This window comes from Martelella lutilitoris (genome assembly GCF_005924265.1).
GTDB classification, from domain to species: Bacteria; Pseudomonadota; Alphaproteobacteria; order Rhizobiales; family Rhizobiaceae; genus Martelella; species Martelella lutilitoris.
Map to the genome: position 1 here is coordinate 440,597 of NZ_VCLB01000003.1, position 15,652 is coordinate 456,248.

Annotated in this window: 14 protein-coding genes; 13 read left to right on the top strand and 1 reads right to left on the bottom strand. The window is 62.0% G+C overall.

The window, feature by feature from the left end; all coding sequences use genetic code 11:
• Nucleotides 1–9 precede the first annotated feature (9 nt).
• The 13 genes from FF124_RS07060 to FF124_RS07120 all read left to right on the top strand — a co-directional run bounded on the left by FF124_RS07060 (nucleotide 10) and on the right by FF124_RS07120 (nucleotide 14,462).
• Entirely contained in the window at nucleotides 10–612 is a 603-nt protein-coding gene (locus tag FF124_RS07060) for an amino acid synthesis family protein (RefSeq protein WP_138747773.1), read from the top strand.
• Between the two features lie 25 nt (nucleotides 613–637).
• Nucleotides 638–1,093 (top strand): YbhB/YbcL family Raf kinase inhibitor-like protein, encoded by a 456-nt coding sequence (locus tag FF124_RS07065; RefSeq protein ID WP_138747774.1) that lies wholly within the window; start codon nucleotides 638–640, stop codon nucleotides 1,091–1,093.
• A gap of 73 nt (nucleotides 1,094–1,166) precedes the next feature.
• Nucleotides 1,167–1,901, top strand: coding sequence for a class II aldolase/adducin family protein (locus FF124_RS07070; RefSeq protein ID WP_138747775.1), 735 nt, complete (start codon nucleotides 1,167–1,169; stop codon nucleotides 1,899–1,901).
• 94 nt (nucleotides 1,902–1,995) lie between these two features.
• Complete coding sequence (locus FF124_RS07075; protein ID WP_138747776.1) at nucleotides 1,996–3,609, top strand: GMC family oxidoreductase; 1,614 nt, start codon at nucleotides 1,996–1,998, stop codon at nucleotides 3,607–3,609.
• Between the two features lie 374 nt (nucleotides 3,610–3,983).
• Entirely contained in the window at nucleotides 3,984–4,904 is a 921-nt protein-coding gene (gene fhmpcd1, locus FF124_RS07080) for a 5-formyl-3-hydroxy-2-methylpyridine 4-carboxylate 5-dehydrogenase (protein WP_138747777.1), read from the top strand.
• On the top strand, nucleotides 4,901–5,425 hold the full coding sequence (locus FF124_RS07085) for a TRAP transporter small permease (protein WP_138747778.1): 525 nt from the start codon (nucleotides 4,901–4,903) through the stop codon (nucleotides 5,423–5,425). The genes fhmpcd1 and FF124_RS07085 overlap by 4 nt, the downstream gene beginning before the upstream one ends.
• The gene (locus FF124_RS07090) at nucleotides 5,422–6,693 is read left to right on the top strand and encodes a TRAP transporter large permease (protein ID WP_138747779.1); all 1,272 of its coding nucleotides are present in this window, start codon (nucleotides 5,422–5,424) and stop codon (nucleotides 6,691–6,693) included. Before FF124_RS07085 ends, FF124_RS07090 begins: the two co-directional genes overlap by 4 nt.
• A gap of 15 nt (nucleotides 6,694–6,708) precedes the next feature.
• Nucleotides 6,709–7,716, top strand: coding sequence for a TRAP transporter substrate-binding protein (locus tag FF124_RS07095; protein ID WP_138747780.1), 1,008 nt, complete (start codon nucleotides 6,709–6,711; stop codon nucleotides 7,714–7,716).
• 254 nt (nucleotides 7,717–7,970) lie between these two features.
• Nucleotides 7,971–8,948, top strand: coding sequence for a TRAP transporter substrate-binding protein (locus FF124_RS07100; RefSeq protein WP_187326842.1), 978 nt, complete (start codon nucleotides 7,971–7,973; stop codon nucleotides 8,946–8,948).
• Nucleotides 8,949–9,065: 117 nt separating this feature from the next.
• The gene (gene kduD, locus FF124_RS07105; RefSeq protein ID WP_138747782.1) at nucleotides 9,066–9,827 is read left to right on the top strand and encodes a 2-dehydro-3-deoxy-D-gluconate 5-dehydrogenase KduD; all 762 of its coding nucleotides are present in this window, start codon (nucleotides 9,066–9,068) and stop codon (nucleotides 9,825–9,827) included.
• 212 nt (nucleotides 9,828–10,039) lie between these two features.
• Complete coding sequence (bglB, locus tag FF124_RS07110; RefSeq protein WP_138747783.1) at nucleotides 10,040–11,131, top strand: beta-galactosidase BglB; 1,092 nt, start codon at nucleotides 10,040–10,042, stop codon at nucleotides 11,129–11,131.
• Nucleotides 11,131–11,967: a 5-dehydro-4-deoxy-D-glucuronate isomerase gene (gene kduI, locus FF124_RS07115; RefSeq protein WP_138747784.1), complete on the top strand. Its 837-nt coding sequence runs from the start codon at nucleotides 11,131–11,133 to the stop codon at nucleotides 11,965–11,967. The genes bglB and kduI overlap by 1 nt, the downstream gene beginning before the upstream one ends.
• Nucleotides 11,967–14,462, top strand: a complete 2,496-nt coding sequence (locus tag FF124_RS07120; RefSeq protein ID WP_246072253.1) for a hypothetical protein — start codon at nucleotides 11,967–11,969, stop codon at nucleotides 14,460–14,462. The genes kduI and FF124_RS07120 overlap by 1 nt, the downstream gene beginning before the upstream one ends.
• A gap of 60 nt (nucleotides 14,463–14,522) precedes the next feature.
• On the opposite strand, the gene FF124_RS07125 is transcribed toward FF124_RS07120, so the two are convergent.
• On the bottom strand, nucleotides 14,523–15,563 hold the full coding sequence (locus FF124_RS07125) for a LacI family DNA-binding transcriptional regulator (protein ID WP_138747785.1): 1,041 nt from the start codon (nucleotides 15,561–15,563) through the stop codon (nucleotides 14,523–14,525).
• Between the last annotated feature and the right edge of the window lie 89 nt (nucleotides 15,564–15,652).

Consider the following 15,652-nt stretch of genomic DNA (forward strand, 5'->3'; position numbering starts at 1 on the left):
GAGACCTTCATGAATTACTCTAGCCAGGTCGAAAAGGACTATCAGGTCCGCGGCTGGTACGGCGCGACGCAGGAAGTGCTGCATGATGGCGGCAACGCAACCGCCCCTCTGATCAAGGCCGCAGCAGCCGTCATCATCAAGAACCCCTTCGCGGGCAAGTTCGTGGAAGACCTTTCGGCGCTCACCGCACCGTCGGCCGCCATCGGCTATGCACTTGGCGAACGCGCGGTTGCCCTGCTGGGCGGCCGCCCGGTCGAAAGCTACGGCAAGGGCGGCATCGCAGGCGTCGCCGGCGAGCAGGAGCATGTCGTAGCCTGTGTCACCACCGTTTTCGGCGACCCGCTGCGCGAAGCCGTCGGCGGCGGGGCAGCATGGATCTCTTCCGCCAGCAAGGTCGCCTCGGCCGGCACCGCCATCGATATTCCGCTCGCCCACAAGGACGAGCTCTATATCCGCTCCCATTATGACGCCTTCACTCTCGTCGTGCCGGACGGCCCGCGTCCTGACGAAATCCTGATATGTGTTGCCGTGGCGACAGGCGGTCGCGTGCATCAGCGCGTGGGCGGAAAAAGCGTTGCCGATCTCAATGCCGATCTCAAGGCAACGGCCTGAAACGAAAGAACACCAAGGAGACGACATGCCTCTGAACATCAAAGACCTGAAAATCACCTCTTCCGATTTCGCGCCGCTTTCGCGCCTCGCCGACAAGCATGCCGGCGACAAGGGCAATGTGCTGCCGAAGCTGACGGTCAGCGGCGTGCCGGAAGGCGCCAAGGAACTGGCCGTGATCTGCCATGATCCGGACGCACCGCTCGCGCATGGCTTCACCCACTGGACGGTCTATGCCATCGACCCCAAGGCCACCGATCTTTCGGATGCGCAGGAGAAATATCGCGTCGGCCCCAATGGCGCCGGTCACATGCAGTATTACGGACCGCAGCCGCCGGCCGGCCATGGCGACCATCACTATTACTTCTGGGTCTACGCGCTGGACACCAATGTCGAGGGCACGCCCACGCGCGAAGAGTTTCTCGACAAATATGCGGACAATATCATTGAGCAGAACCGGATCGTCGGTCTCTACTCCAACTAACCGATATCTCTCCCGGCGCGATTCCTTTCGGGATAACGCCGGGACGACCGCCCTTCCAGAGGAGACCTGAACAATGTCTGATAAAAAAACGGCGCGCGAAACCGCGATCCAGGAACTGGTGATGGCCACCCGCATTCTGGTGAATGAGGGCATCATGGATGTCTTTGGCCATATCAGCGCCCGTGACCCGGAAAACCCGGATCAGTTCCTGCTGCCGCAGAAGCTGGCGCCCAACACGATCACGCCCTCCGACATCCAGACCCTGACGCTCGATGGCGAGACGACGGACAACCGCCCGTCTTATCTGGAGCGCTATATCCACAGCGAGATCTACAAGGCCCGGCCGGATGTGATGTGCGTTCTGCACACGCATTCGCCCGCCGTTCTGCCCTTCTGCTTTATCGATACGCCGCTGCGTCCGGTCACCCATATGGGCGCCTTCCTCGGCGAATCCGTGCCGGTCTATGAAATCCGCGACAAGCAGGGCGAAAACACCGACCTGTTCGGCGGCAGTCCCGAAGTCTGCGCCGAAATCGCCGAAAGCCTCGGCCAGTCGGCTGCCGTGATCATGGCCCGTCACGGCGTCGTGAATGTCGGCAACTCGATCCGGCAGACGACCTTCCGCGCCTTTTATATGGAACAGGAAGCCAAGGCCTATACGCTTGGCCTTCAGATCGGCAAGATCAAGTTCATGACCGATGGCGAACTCGAGGCCGCAGGCAATCTCGTCGGCGCGCAGATCAACCGCGGCTGGGACCACTGGTCGGCGGCCGTCCGCCACAAGGGCCTGGCCGAAGACCTCGACTGAGAAACGCAGGCGGAAGGCGCGGGCTTTTGGCCTCTGCGCCTTCCGCTCCTCAACATACGCTAGACGGATCGCGCCGATTGCAAGGAAGAACGCCATGTCGCACGCTGAAACCTATGACTACGTCATCGTCGGAGCCGGCTCCGCGGGCTGCGTGCTGGCCAATCGGCTGACCGAAGACCCCTCCGTGACCGTCCTGCTGCTGGAAGCCGGCGGCTGGGACCGCGATCCGATGATCCATATCCCGCTCGGCTGGGGCAAGATCCTCACCGAACGGCGTCATGACTGGATGTATTTCTGCGAGCCGGAGGACAATGTCGGCGGCCGCGCCGTGGAATGCGCCCGCGGCAAGGTGATCGGCGGCTCGTCGTCCACCAATGCCATGGCCTATGTGCGCGGCAATCGCGGCGATTACGACCGCTGGGCGGCATCGGGGCTGACAGAATGGTCCTATGAAAAGACCCTGCCCTATTTCAAGAAGACGGAAAGCTGGGAAGGCGGGGAAACGGCGTTTCGCGGCGGCTCGGGCCCGGTTTCGACACAACGCTGCCGCTACCAGGACCCGCTGACGGACGCCGTGGCTGAAGCCAGCCGCCAGGCCGGCTACGCCCAGACCGAGGATTACAACGGCGAAACCCAGGAAGGGTTCAGCCGTCTGCAGATGACCATCGACAAGGGTCGCCGCGCCTCCACCGCCAACGCCTATCTGCGGCCAGCGATGAAACGGCAGAACCTCACCGTTCTGACCCAGGCCATGGCGAAACACATCACCTTCGAGGGCAGCCGCGCCACCGGCCTTGTCTTCGACCACAAGGGCAGCGAGCGCCGCATCATCGCAAAGCGCGAAGTGCTGCTTTCCGGCGGCGTCATCAACACGCCGCAACTGATGATGATCTCGGGTATCGGCGCGGGCGAGGAATTGCAGGCGCAGGGGATTGAGACCCGGGTCAACATTCCCGCCGTCGGCAAGAACCTGCAGGATCATGTCTCGGTGCTGATCATGCATCACCGCAAGACGCCCGGCCCCTTCCTGCACAAGATGCGCGCCGACCGGATCGCGATTGACTTCGCCAGGACCTATCTGACCGGAAAGGGATTTTCCGGCGACGTGCCCGGCGGCGTCGTGGCTTTCCTGAAGAGCGATGAAAGCCGGCCGCTCCCCGACATCCAGCTCCTGTTCACCGCGGCACCGCTGGCGGCATGGCCGTGGCTCAAGCCGTTCAAGCAGCCGTTTCGCGATGGCTTTGCCACCCGCATCGTCGCGGTGCAGCCCGAAAGCCGGGGCTCCGTCAAGCTTGCCTCCGCCGATCCCCTCGCCGCACCGCTCATCCACCAGAACTTTCTTGCCGCCGAAAACGACTGGAAATCGCTGCGCGCCGGCTTCCGCGTCGGGCGCACGCTCGCCGCCCAGCCCGCCATGGCCAGCTTTATCGAAACCGAGTTCTTCCCCGGCGCCAAATGCCAGAGCGACGAGGAGATCGACGAGCATATCCGCAAGACCTCGATCACCGTGCATCACCCTGCCGGCACCTGCCGCATGGGCGCGGACGAGGCGTCCGTCGTCGATCCCGAACTGAAGGTGCGCGGCGTCACCGGGCTTCGCGTCGTCGACGCCTCGGTGATGCCGGATCTGCCCTGCGGCAACATCAACGCCGCCGTCATCATGATCGCCGAGAAAGCGGCAGACCTCATCAAGGCCAGCCAGACATGACCCACTAGAACCAACGACCGAAGGACAAGAAGCGAAAACGCCGGTCCGGTCGCAAAACACAGAGGTGAACGAAAATGAAATTCAGAACTTTCGCAGCCGGCGCGCTGCTTGCGGCCCTCGCTGCCGCCCCTGCCCGCAAACCAGGCATTCATCCATCCTCCGCTTTGGCGTGACGTCGATGCTGACGCCGCCGATGCTGGGCTTGTACGCTGATGCCATGATCTGCCTGATGTCATCGCCCGCGCGTGGCCTCCCTACCGCCATTGCGACAGGCGCCGGCCCGCAAAGCTCCCGCCTTATCGGTTTGCCTCCACCCCCAGACAACAGGAACCGGTCCGTCCGGTCCTGATCACTCAACCAGGAAAGAGAAGACCATGAAGAAAATTGCAATCATTGGGTTGGGAACTATGGGGCCGGGCATGGCGGCGCGGCTGGCGCGCGGCGGCCTCGACGTCACCGCCTACGACATCGCGCCGGCAGCGCTGGACCGCGCCTCCGCCATGATCGCAACCGCCGAGAAGGTGCTCGATACGCTCGGCATTGCCGCCACGGGCGATACCCCGGTCAAGCTGACGAGCGACCTCGCCGAAGCGGTCGCCGGCGCCGATCTGGTGATCGAGAACGTTCCGGAAAAGGCCGACATCAAGGCCGGCGTCTATCGCCAGATCGACGCGCTTATCGGTCCCGACGTCATCGTCGCCTCCGACACGTCCGGCATTCCGATCACCAGCCTTCAGGCGCACATCTCCAATCCCGGCCGCATGGTCGGCATGCACTGGTCGAACCCGCCGCACATCATTCCGATGATCGAGGTGATCGCCGGGGCGCAGACCGCGCCCGAGACCAGCGAGACGATCAAGACGCTGATCCGCTCGCTGGGCCTTTTGCCCGTAACCGTCAAGAAGGACGTGCCGGGCTTTGTCGAAAACCGCGTCCTCTATGCGCTGTTGCGCGAAGTGATCGACCTTGTCGAACAGGGCGTGGTGGACCCGGAAGATATCGACACCTGCGTGTCCTGGGGGATCGGCTACAAGCTCGCCGTGATCGGCCCGATGGCGCTTCTGGATATGGCCGGGCTCGACATCTACAACTCCGTATCGAGCTTCCTCAATGCCGATCTTGCCGACCGCAAGGACGTGCCGGACCTGGTTAAGGCGAAGATTGCGGCCGGCACGCTGGGCCTGAAATCGGGCAGCGGCGTCTATGACTATACGCCCGAAAAGATCGCCGAACTGCAGAAGAGCCGCGCTCAGAAACTGGTCGCGATCCGCCGTATCCTGGAGGAGCGCGCATGAGCGCTGAGCCCACGAAACCGGTGCGGACAGGCAGCGTCGTCACGCACGCACTGAAAACCGGCCTCGGCATCGTGCTTCTTGTCGTCGTCGCCATCAACGTGCTCAACGCCGGCAGCCGCTACCTTTTCGGCATCTCCCCCGTCGGGGCTGACGAGGCGATGATCTACCTGATCATCTGGATCACGATGATTGCCGCGGTGCTGTCATTCTTCACCCGCACCCATATCAGCGTGGACCTGCTGCCGCTCTATACGCCGAAGCGCGCCCGGCATGTCTGGTATATCCTTCATGATCTCGCCGCCATCTTCGCCTGCGGCTTCGCGACCCATGCGTCCTGGCTTTTCATCGCCAAGATCAAGCGGATCGGCGTGACCAGCATGGGGCTCGGCATCCCTATGACCATTCCGCACGCAGCCCTTCTCTTCGGCTTCGCCGGATTGACGGTCGCGGGCGTCATCAAGCTCATCTTCGACGTCAGGGCCCTGTTGCGGAAGGCCCCGGCTCCAGAGGCGCGTCCATGATCATTGCCTATCTCGTCCTGCCCGTTCTACTCGTCGCCATCGGCACGCCGATCTTCCTCGTCTTCATGACGGTGGTCGCCGTCGCCATGCTGTTCTTTCTGAAGATACCGCCCGTGGCGCTGCAGCAGGTTATGTTCGGCGGGCTGGACAATTTCGCCCTTCTGGCCATTCCGTTCTTCGTCTTCGCCGGACAGCTCATGAGTACCAGCGGCATCGCCAACAGGCTGATTGCCTGGGCGATGGCGATGGTGGGGCGGGTCCCCGGCAGCCTCGGCGTTTCTACCGTCGCGGCCTCCACCGCTCTCGGCGCGATCTCGGGATCATCGGTCGCTGCCGTCGCAGCGCTCGGCAAAACGCTTTATCCCAAGCTGATTGCCGCAGGCTACGGCCAGCATCGTGCGGGCGGTCTTCTGGCCTCATCGGGCGCCATTGACATCGTGATCCCGCCCAGCATTGCCATGATCCTTTACGGCATGGCCGCCGAACAATCCATTCCACGGCTGTTCATCGCCGGCATCCTGCCGGCCATTCTCATGGCAGCGCTTCTGTCACTCTTCGTGATCGTGGACGCCATCCGTCGCGATATCCCTTCGGATCATGCCTTCTCCCTTTCAGCCGCCGTCAAGGCGACGAAGGACGCGTTCTGGGCGATCCTGATGCCGGTTTTCGTACTCGGCGGCATTTATCTCGGCGTATTTTCCCCTTCCGAGGCGGGCGGCTTTGCCTGTTTCTACGCCATCGTGATCGGCCTCTTTGTCTATCGCACCATGACCCTGCGCGATGTCGTCAATGCTGCGGGCAGCGCGGCCATTCTCTCCGGCCAGATCTTGATCCTTGTCGCTGCGGCAAGCGTCATCACCTGGATCGTGACAACGCAGGGCGTGCCGCAGGCAATCATAGCCTGGATAAACGCAATGCAGCTCTCCGGTTTCACCTTCCTGCTGGCCGTCAACCTGCTGCTTCTGGCCATCGGCGCCTTCCTCGATCCCACCTCCGCCATTCTGGTCTTCGCGCCGCTTCTGGTGCCGATCGCGATATCGCTCGGCATCGACCCGATCCATTTCGGCATCATCATGACCGTCAATCTGGCCATCGGCATGTTCACCCCGCCCTTTGGCCTGAATATTTTCGTCGCGCAGCAAGTGACCGGCCTGCCCGCGCACACGCTCTACCGGGGCGTCGCGCCTTTCGTTCTGGTCCTCATCCTGGCGCTCGTCGTCATCACCTATGTCCCCGCATTGTCTCTAGCCCTTGCCCAACCTCACTGAAAAAGGACACTTGTCATGATCTCCAACCTCCTCAAGACCGCGGCCTTCACCGCCGCCATTGCGGTGAGTTCATTCCTCTCCGCCCAGGCCCAAAGCACAATGAAACTCGCGACCGCGACCATCAACGACGTGCAGCATGAATGGATCAAGGTCTTCGCCGACGAATTGGCCGAGCTCGCGCCCGGCGCGGTGACGACCGAAATCTACCCGGCCTCCCAGCTCGGCGCGATCCCGCGCATGTCCGAAGGCGTGCTTCTGGGCACGATCGAAGCCTTCACCACGCCGACATCCTTCATGTCCAACGTCGATCCGCGCTTCCAGGCCTTCGACGTTCCAGGTCTGTTCACCTCGCCGGAAGATGTGCATGCGGCGCTGCACGACCCGGAATACCGCGATCATCTCGAAACCATGTTCCTCAACAAGGGGCTTCGCGTGATCGGCGCGATCTACAACTCGCCGACCGTGCTCTTCACCATGGAGGACGCGAAGACGCTTGAAGACGTCAAGGGCCTCAAGATCCGCACCTTCGCCTCGCCACTGCAGATCGAGCCGATGGAACAGATCGGCGCCATTCCGCTGCCGCTGGCGCTTTCCGAGGTTATCCCGCAGCTCCAGTCCGGCGGTCTCGACGGCATGCTGGTGGGCGTGCCGATCCTCACCGCGTTCAAATATTACGACGTCGGCAAATATATCCTCGACCTGCACTTCGCCGAAGTGGTCTCCGTGACCGTGGTCAATGAAGACTGGTTCCAGATGCAGAGCGAAGAGACCAAGGCCGCCATCATCGAAGCCGGTCGTATAGCCGAAGAGGCGGTCTACCCCTGGGGCGTCGAGAATGTCGGTCGCTCCTATGCCACATGGACCGAAAACGGCGGCGTCATCACCCAACTACCGCCGGAAGAACAGGCCGAGATGGAAGAAGGCTTTGCCGCGCTCGCAGCCGAACTGCTGGAAGGCCAGCCGGACGTGAAGGCCGAATATGAGCGGCTCCACGCCCTGGTCGAGGCATCAAAGGCCGAGTAAAAAGCCAATCTCAAGGAACAGCACCTTCCCCGCCCCGAGCACGCAAGCCGCGCTCGGGGCTTTTTTTCTGCGGCCCCGGCCGATCAAAGGTCCCTGACCGCTGTCATCTCCCGATTGTCCGACCGCGCTTGTATGAAATTTTCTTTCATATTGAGAATATATTTTCATTCTGCATAATGAATTCCATCACAAGCGCTCACTTGCGTTTTGAACGCCGGGTGAGCGTACGACAATGTGCCACAGGGAGTGAGACAATGAAGATAACGACATCCGCGCTGGCGGTTTTTGCCGCAGGTATCGCGCTTACGGCGGGAACAGCCAACGCCACCGTGCGCCTGAAGCTGGCCGACGCGCTGGCGGCGGACCATCCGACAAGCGTGATCCTCGAGCAGTTCGCCGAAGAGGTCGAGGAAAAGACCGACGGCGAGGTCAAGATCCGGCTCTACATGAACGGCGTTCTCGGCTCCGAGCGCGAGGTTCTGGAACAGGTGCAGAATGGCGCCGTGGATATCACCCGCGTCAGCGCTGCCAATCTGGAAAACTTCAACCCGATCTACCAGGCCTTCACGCTGCCCTATCTGTTCAACAGCCAGGAGCATTTCTACAAGGTCATGGACGGACCGATCGTCGATCCGGTCTACCAGGCTTCGCTTGACAGCGGCTTCATGGGGCTGACCTATTTCGACAGCGGCGCTCGCTCCTTCTACACCAAGTCGCAATGCGTCGAGACGCCGGACGATCTGAAGGGCCAGAAGCTGCGCGTCATCAACTCGCATACCTCGATCCGGATGGTCGAACTGATGGGCGGCATTCCCACGCCCCTGCCCTACGGCGAAATCTACACCGCCCTGCAGCAGGGCGTGATCGACGGCGCCGAAAACAACCCGACGGCGCTGACGCTCGGCCGTCACGGCGAAGTGGTCAAATGCTATTCGCTGGACGAGCACCTGCGCATTCCCGACTTCCTGGTGATCTCCAAGACCGCGATGGACAAGCTGACGGACGAACAGATCGCCATCATCAAGGAAGCCGCGGTCAACGCCACGCAGGCACAGAAGAAGGTCTGGAACGAGGCCGTCGACGAGGCCATGCAGCAGATCGAAGAAATGGGCGTCACTATCGTGACCCCCGACAAGGCGCCTTTCCAGGAAAAGGTTGCCCCTCTGATCGAGGAATACAAACAGGATCCGGCAATCGGCCAGCTGGTCGATGCCATTCAAAACGCTCAGTAAAATCCTCCCGGATTTGACGGCGAAGGCGCTTCTTGTCTCATCAAGCAGGGAGCGCCTTTTCTTTTCCAGACGTTGCTGACGCAACGTTTCCCCTCATCAAAAGACTGGAAGAAACCCATGATCACCGATGATTTTCACCTTTCCGGAAAAACGGCCATCGTCACCGGCTGCGATACCGGCCTTGGCCAGGGCATGGCTGTCGCGCTGGCCGAAGCGGGTGCGGACATTGTCGGCGTCAACATCGTCGAGCCGACGGAAACCATTGCCAAGGTCGAGGCGCTTGGGCGCCGTTTCGTATCGATCGAAGCCAATCTGATGAAGCAGGATGACATCCCTCAGATCGTGGAAACGGCCGTCCGTGAATTCGGAAAAGTCGATATTCTGGTCAACAATGCCGGGATTATCCGCCGCGAAGACGCCGTCGACTTCTCCGAGAAGGACTGGGACGACGTCATGAACATCAACATCAAGAGCGTCTTCTTCCTGTCGCAGGCCGTTGCCCGCCGGTTCATCGAACAGGGGCATGGCGGCAAGATCGTCAATGTCGCCTCGATGCTGTCGTTCCAGGGCGGGATCCGGGTGCCCTCCTACACCGCCTCGAAGAGCGGCGTCATGGGCATCACCAAGCTGATGGCCAATGAATGGGCGCATCACGGCATCAACGTCAACGCCATCGCGCCCGGCTACATGGCCACCAACAACACCGCGGCGCTCAGGGCCGACGAAGAGCGCAGCAACGAGATCCTTGGCCGCATCCCGGCCGCGCGCTGGGGGCTTCCGCGCGATCTTGCCGGACCGGTGGTCTTCCTTGCCAGCGACGCCTCCTCCTATGTCAACGGCTATACCATTGCGGTCGACGGGGGCTGGCTCGCCCGCTGAGGCTTGCGGCCTGCCGATCGCCGGCGAGCTGAAGCATCTGCAGAAGCGAATCTGAACAGGGCGGCTGCGCATATGCGCGGCCGCTTTTGTGTATTGGCCGTTGCAAAGGGCCGCGCATCAAACAAACTTATATGAAATTTTCTTTCATATTTCGCAAACATTTTTCATGATGCATATTACTGCCATAACAATCATGCAGCGGAGGAAAAGCCGTGCTTTCCAAAAAGCAACTGAAACAGAAGATCGAGCTCCTGGTCGCGGGCCTGAAGTCACTGCGGGATGAAGGGAAGTTCAACGAACCGAATCTCGACGGGACGGCCGGCGACTATGTCAGCTTCAACGCCTGGGAATGGCCGCAAGGCGTCGGGCTCTACGGCCTCGCCCAGATGTGGCTGAAGACCGGCGATGCCGATGTGAAGACCCTGCTCGAGGACTGGTATTCCGCCCATATCGAAAAGGGCCTGCCGCCGCAAAACGTCAACACCACCGCGCCGCTTCTCGCTTTGTCCCTGCTGTGGCGCGAAACCCGCGATCCGCGCTGGGAAGCCCCGATGAAGGACTGGGCGGACAAGATCCTGACCGAAATGCCGCGCACGCGCTGCGGCGGTTTCCAGCACAATGTGTCGGACAAGATCAATGACGACGAACTGTGGGACGACACGCTGTTCATGGTGGCGCTGTTTTTGGCGAGCTATGGCGAGGGCGCGGGACGTCGCGACCTTGTGAGCGAGGCCGCCTTCCAGTTTCTGGTGCATACGCATTATCTGGCGGAGCCGGAAACCGGGCTGTGGTTCCACGGCTGGACCTTTGACGGCAACCACAATTTCGCCCGCGCCCGCTGGGCACGCGGCAATTCCTGGATTTCCGCCGGCGTTCTCGACCTTCTCGAACTTGCCGAACTCGATGAGGCCACCAAGCGCTTCCTGACGGAAGTGGTGAAGGCCCAGCTTGAAACGCTGATCGGCTATCAGGCGGCAAGCGGCGCGTGGCACACGCTTGTTGACGATCCGTCTTCCTATGAGGAAATCTCCGCCACCGCCGCCATCGGCTATGCACTTTTGAAAGGCGCGCGGCTCGGCATCGGCCCGGAAAGCTGGCGCGAAGCGGGCCTGAAGGCGCTCGCCGTCACGCTCGACAATATCGGCGAGGACGGCATCGTCGACAATGTGTCCTATGGCACCCGCATGGGCCACGATCTCCAGTTCTACAAGGACATTCCGATCCAGCCGACCGGCTATGGCCAGTCCATGGCCCTGCTGCTCTTGGTCGAAGCCCTCAACATTGCCAAAGCGGAGGAAGAATAATGTTTGAAGACACACGCTATTCCGTTTCCCCGAAAGACGTTCGCGGCTACAGCAACGAACGCCTGCGGGAGGAATTCCTCATCGACAACCTGTTCGTCGCCGACAAGCTGCAGATGGTCTACACCCATGTCGACCGGATGATCATCGGCGGCTTTCTGGCGGTGGACGGCGAAGCCGAAATCGCCGACGGCGCCGCTGTCGGCACGCCCGGCTTCTTCGATGCGCGCGAGATGGGCATCGTCAATCTCGGCGGCACGGGAACCGTGACGGTCGACGAGACGGTCTACACGGTCGAGCATCGCGATATCGTCTATGTCGGTCGCGATACCAAATCCGTCCGGCTCGCCTCCGAGAACGCCGCCGCGCCGGCGGCATTCTACATGAACTCGGTGCCCGCCGGCTATGCCGTGCCGTCGGCGCTCATCCGTCAGGCCGATTCCAAACCCGTCACCATGGGCGACGAGGCGCATGCCAACAAGCGCACGCTGCGCATGTATATCCACCCGGAAGTCTCGCCGAGCTGCCTGCTTTTGATGGGCATTACCGAGCCTGCGCCCGGCAGCATCTGGAACACCGAGCCGCCGCATGTCCACGAACGCCGCATGGAAGCCTATGTCTATTTCAACATGGCGCCCGAGGACCGGGTCATGCATTTCATGGGCGAGCCGAAGCAGGTGCGCAATATCGTGGTCGCCGACCGCCAGGCCATCCTGTCGCCGGCCTGGTCGATCCACATGGGCGCAGGCACCGGTCCCTATTGCTTCGTCTGGGGCATGACAGGGGAAAACAAGGCCTATAATGATGTGACACCCGTTGCCGTGAAAGATTTGCTGTGATGGCCCAAAATGCACAAGACGGCGCGATGCGCCGGCCGCTGACCAACGGTTCGCCGGTCTGCTACTGGCACGTATCGGCGATCGCGGAAACGGAATACAACGTGCCCGACACCACCATGTCGGGCCATATGGATGCGCAGTTCTTCCTTACCAAGGAAAAGAACTTCATCCCGCACGAATATCCCTGCCGCACGCAGTTCGTCAGCGAACGGCGCGGCAAGCGCCCGGTCGTCGTCGAAAAGCAGGGGCCCGGTCGCATCTGGACGCCGTTCGGCTCGCCGCGCGTCGACCTCTCCGGCTTCTGGTTCCGCGCCACCGCGGTTTCCGCCTGGGCGGAAACGCGCATCGAGGCTAAAACCGCCGGAACGGCACGGCTGAAGCTCAGTTGCTGCGGCGGCGCAATTCTCTTCGTCAATGGCGAAGAGGCGGGTTTCATGAGCGTCTACCAGCGCAATTTCGAAACCGATCAGGTCTTCGACGTCGAACTGAAGGCGGGTCTCAACGAGATTGCCGTGTTCTTCGATGATCTTGCCGAACGCGACGCTCGCTACTTCTTCGAACTCGACTACTGCGACGGGCCGGAAGCCGCTGTTTCTCTCGACGTCCCCTGCGAAAGCGGACTTGCCGACGAAATCGAAAACATGCTGGACACCATGCATTTCGAGCAGCCGGCCTATTCCTCGGGAACCGTCGCCTTTCATTGCCCGCAGACCGTCAGCAGCGACCTCGATGTCGAAATCATGGTCGCGGGCGATTTTCTCGCCGAAGAGCACGACACATTTACGACCCGCCTGCCCGCCGGTTCCGCGCGACTGGTCGTCGGCGACGTGTCGTCGTTTCACAGCGACTTTCGCCATTTCGACGTGCGCCTCAGCGCCGGCGGCCTGACGCTTTCGCGGCCGTTCACGGTCGAGATCGCACGCTGCGAAGACCAGGGCGAGCCGCCCGAAAGCCTCGACGCCCGTATCGACGAGGCGCTCCGCCATGTCGCCGAGAATGGCTATGCGGATGCGATCTCGGCGCTGGCGCGGCTTGGGCTTGGCCAGGGCGATGCCCGCACCGAGGCAATGATTTCCGTTTCGCTGCCGAAGATCGAGAACTGCCACGACTGCGCCGATTTCCATCTGGTTCCGCTGCTGTTCGGACGTATCCGCTACGGCGATCTTCTTTCGGAAGATATCCGCGCACGGATCGACGCCGCAACGCTCAACTTCCGCTACTGGCTGGACGAGCCCGGCAATGACGTGCAGTGGTACTATTCGGAAAACCACGCGCTGCTGTTCCACACCGCCGCCTATCTGGCCGGGCATTTTCATGCGGACAAGACGTTCGTTCGCGCCAATGTGACGGGGGCCGAACAATCCGCACGTGGCGCGGCACGGCTGAGGGACTGGTTCGACCATTTCGAAAAATGGGAAATGGCCGAATTCAACTCGGTTCCCTATTTCCCGATCGACCTCAAGGGCCTGACGACGCTCTACGCCCTGGCCCATGACGAGGATATTCGCGCCCGCGCCGGCAAGGCGATCCTGCGGCTGATCTCGGTGGTTGCAGCGTCCGCCCACCATGGCACGCTGACTGCCGCCCAGGGCCGCTCCTACGAGCACACGCTGATGGCCGCACGCACCAGCGAACTGTCTGCAATCGCCCGCGTTCTCTGGGGGCGCGGGAATTACGGCCGCACCTTCCAGACGCTGCCGCAATTCCTTCTGTGCCTGCGGGATTTCGGCCTCGCGATCCCCGAAAGCGATCGTGACACGGCCCGGCTTGCCGGTGGCGCACGCCAGGAATGGACCTTCTCGCAGGGCGAAAACCGGTTTGCCCACCTCTACCACTACAAGACCGCGGAAACGGCGATGGGCTCGCTTGCCCGCTATCGCTGGGGCGAATGGGGCTATCAGGAAACCGTGCTGCAATTGCGGATCGGCCGCAATCCCGATGCGCAGATCTGGGTGAACCATCCCGGCGAGGTGATCCATTGCGGTTTCGGCAGGCCCTCCTACTGGGGCGGTTGCGGCGCGCTGCCGCGTGTTCACCAGTACCGCAATCTGGCCGTGGTTCTGTTCGAAACCCATGAGGGACAACCGGATTTCAGCCATATCTGGTTCCCCGCACGGGCTTTCGACGAAACCATCGCAGCGCCCCATCTTGCCTGCGCGCGTTCGGATGACGGGTTTGTCATGGTCCGCGGAACGGCCCCTCTCGAGCCGATCGAGACCGGCCCGACCGCCGGCATGGAAATCCGCCAGACCGGCCGCACGACCGCATGGCTGTTCCGGCTGGCCGACAGCGGAGAGGTCGAAGGCGGGCTTGCCGGCTTCCGTCAGCGTTTCGAAGCCTTGACCTACGCCCTTGCCGAAGACGGGACCATCACCGTCGACGATCCGGATTATGGCAAGGTCGCCTTCGCACCGGATGGCACGATTGCGGCGGAGGGGCGCAGCCTCGATCCCGCCGACTGGACGATCGAGGGCACAATCCGCCGCTTCGACTAGGCGGTTCTAAAAATGCCGGCGGGCGGGGCTCTCCGCGTCCGCCGGCGCGTTCTTATGGCCTCAGTCCTCGCCGACCTTCGCACGCGCCGTCGACCCGCGTTCGGTCAGCGAACAGGACAGTTCCGTGCGGCGCGACAGGAAGGGTTCGTTGTCAAGAAGGTCGCGCATCATGTCTAGCGCCGCCGCTCCCATCTCCTGCATCGGGATCTGAACCGTGGTCAGCGGCGGATCGAGGAAGTCGCTTTGCGGCAGGCCGTCTATCCCCATCACCGAAACATCGTCGGGAACCGACAGGCCAAGCTCGCGCAGGCCGAAAATGGCGCCGGCCGCAAGGCTGTCGCCGGCCGCGAGAACGGCCGTGAACGCGTTGCCCTTTTCCCCGACATGGCGGCGCATCGCCTCGATCGCGGCCTCCGGCGTCCAGTCGGTCGCATCGACCACGAGATCGCGCCAGTGGACGCCCTCGATCGTCTCGATCTCGTCGCGCCAGCCTTCGAGGCGCCGCAGGATGGTGCGCCGGCCGGGGCGGGCGAGAAACAGGATGCGCGAATGACCGAGCGATTTCAGGTAGCGCGTGGCAAGCGCTGCGGCCGCGCGATTGTGCGGCGCGATGCTCGACAGCCGCATCAGCGGGTCGTCGCCATTGACCAGCAGAACGGGCTTGCGGAACGCGCGCGCCGGCACCAGCATCTCATCCTCATCGATGGTCAGCATCAGCACACCGGCGATTTCGGGATCATCGGCCGCCTCGTCCAGCATGCGGCGCTCGTCGTCCGCGTTCGAAATCGCCTTCGTCGAGAGCGAAAGGCCGAGAACCTCGGCCCGTTCGCGCATGCCTTCCAGCACAAAGGCGGTGAACTGGTTGCGCTGATAGTCGAGCATGGCGCTGGCGCTGGCCGCGACGATGACTTTCATGCCCGCAATCGACATGGGAACGTGATAGTTCTGGGACTTGGCCGCCCGCAGGATCTTTTCCCTCAGCTCCGGACGAACCCCCGGCGTTCCCGACAGCGCCCTCGACGCGGTGGATGGCGAGACGCCGCAATAGCGCGCCAGATCGCTCAGCCGAAGTCGCCTGCTTTCCTTTTTCATCTGCATCACTCCATTTGCCACACTATGAAATATTCTTTCATATGGCGCAATCTTTTTTCATGATGCATGATATCATCAAAGCGACCGCGCAGGGAGGA

Coding starts and splice junctions, on each gene's coding strand:
- kduD (WP_138747782.1), top strand. CDS start 9,066: ATGATCACCGATGATTTTCACCTTTCCGGAAAAACGGCCATCGTCACC.
- FF124_RS07100 (WP_187326842.1), top strand. CDS start 7,971: ATGAAGATAACGACATCCGCGCTGGCGGTTTTTGCCGCAGGTATCGCG.
- kduI (WP_138747784.1), top strand. CDS start 11,131: ATGTTTGAAGACACACGCTATTCCGTTTCCCCGAAAGACGTTCGCGGC.
- FF124_RS07075 (WP_138747776.1), top strand. CDS start 1,996: ATGTCGCACGCTGAAACCTATGACTACGTCATCGTCGGAGCCGGCTCC.
- FF124_RS07090 (WP_138747779.1), top strand. CDS start 5,422: ATGATCATTGCCTATCTCGTCCTGCCCGTTCTACTCGTCGCCATCGGC.
- FF124_RS07060 (WP_138747773.1), top strand. CDS start 10: ATGAATTACTCTAGCCAGGTCGAAAAGGACTATCAGGTCCGCGGCTGG.
- FF124_RS07095 (WP_138747780.1), top strand. CDS start 6,709: ATGATCTCCAACCTCCTCAAGACCGCGGCCTTCACCGCCGCCATTGCG.
- FF124_RS07085 (WP_138747778.1), top strand. CDS start 4,901: ATGAGCGCTGAGCCCACGAAACCGGTGCGGACAGGCAGCGTCGTCACG.
- fhmpcd1 (WP_138747777.1), top strand. CDS start 3,984: ATGAAGAAAATTGCAATCATTGGGTTGGGAACTATGGGGCCGGGCATG.
- FF124_RS07065 (WP_138747774.1), top strand. CDS start 638: ATGCCTCTGAACATCAAAGACCTGAAAATCACCTCTTCCGATTTCGCG.
- FF124_RS07120 (WP_246072253.1), top strand. CDS start 11,967: ATGGCCCAAAATGCACAAGACGGCGCGATGCGCCGGCCGCTGACCAAC.
- FF124_RS07070 (WP_138747775.1), top strand. CDS start 1,167: ATGTCTGATAAAAAAACGGCGCGCGAAACCGCGATCCAGGAACTGGTG.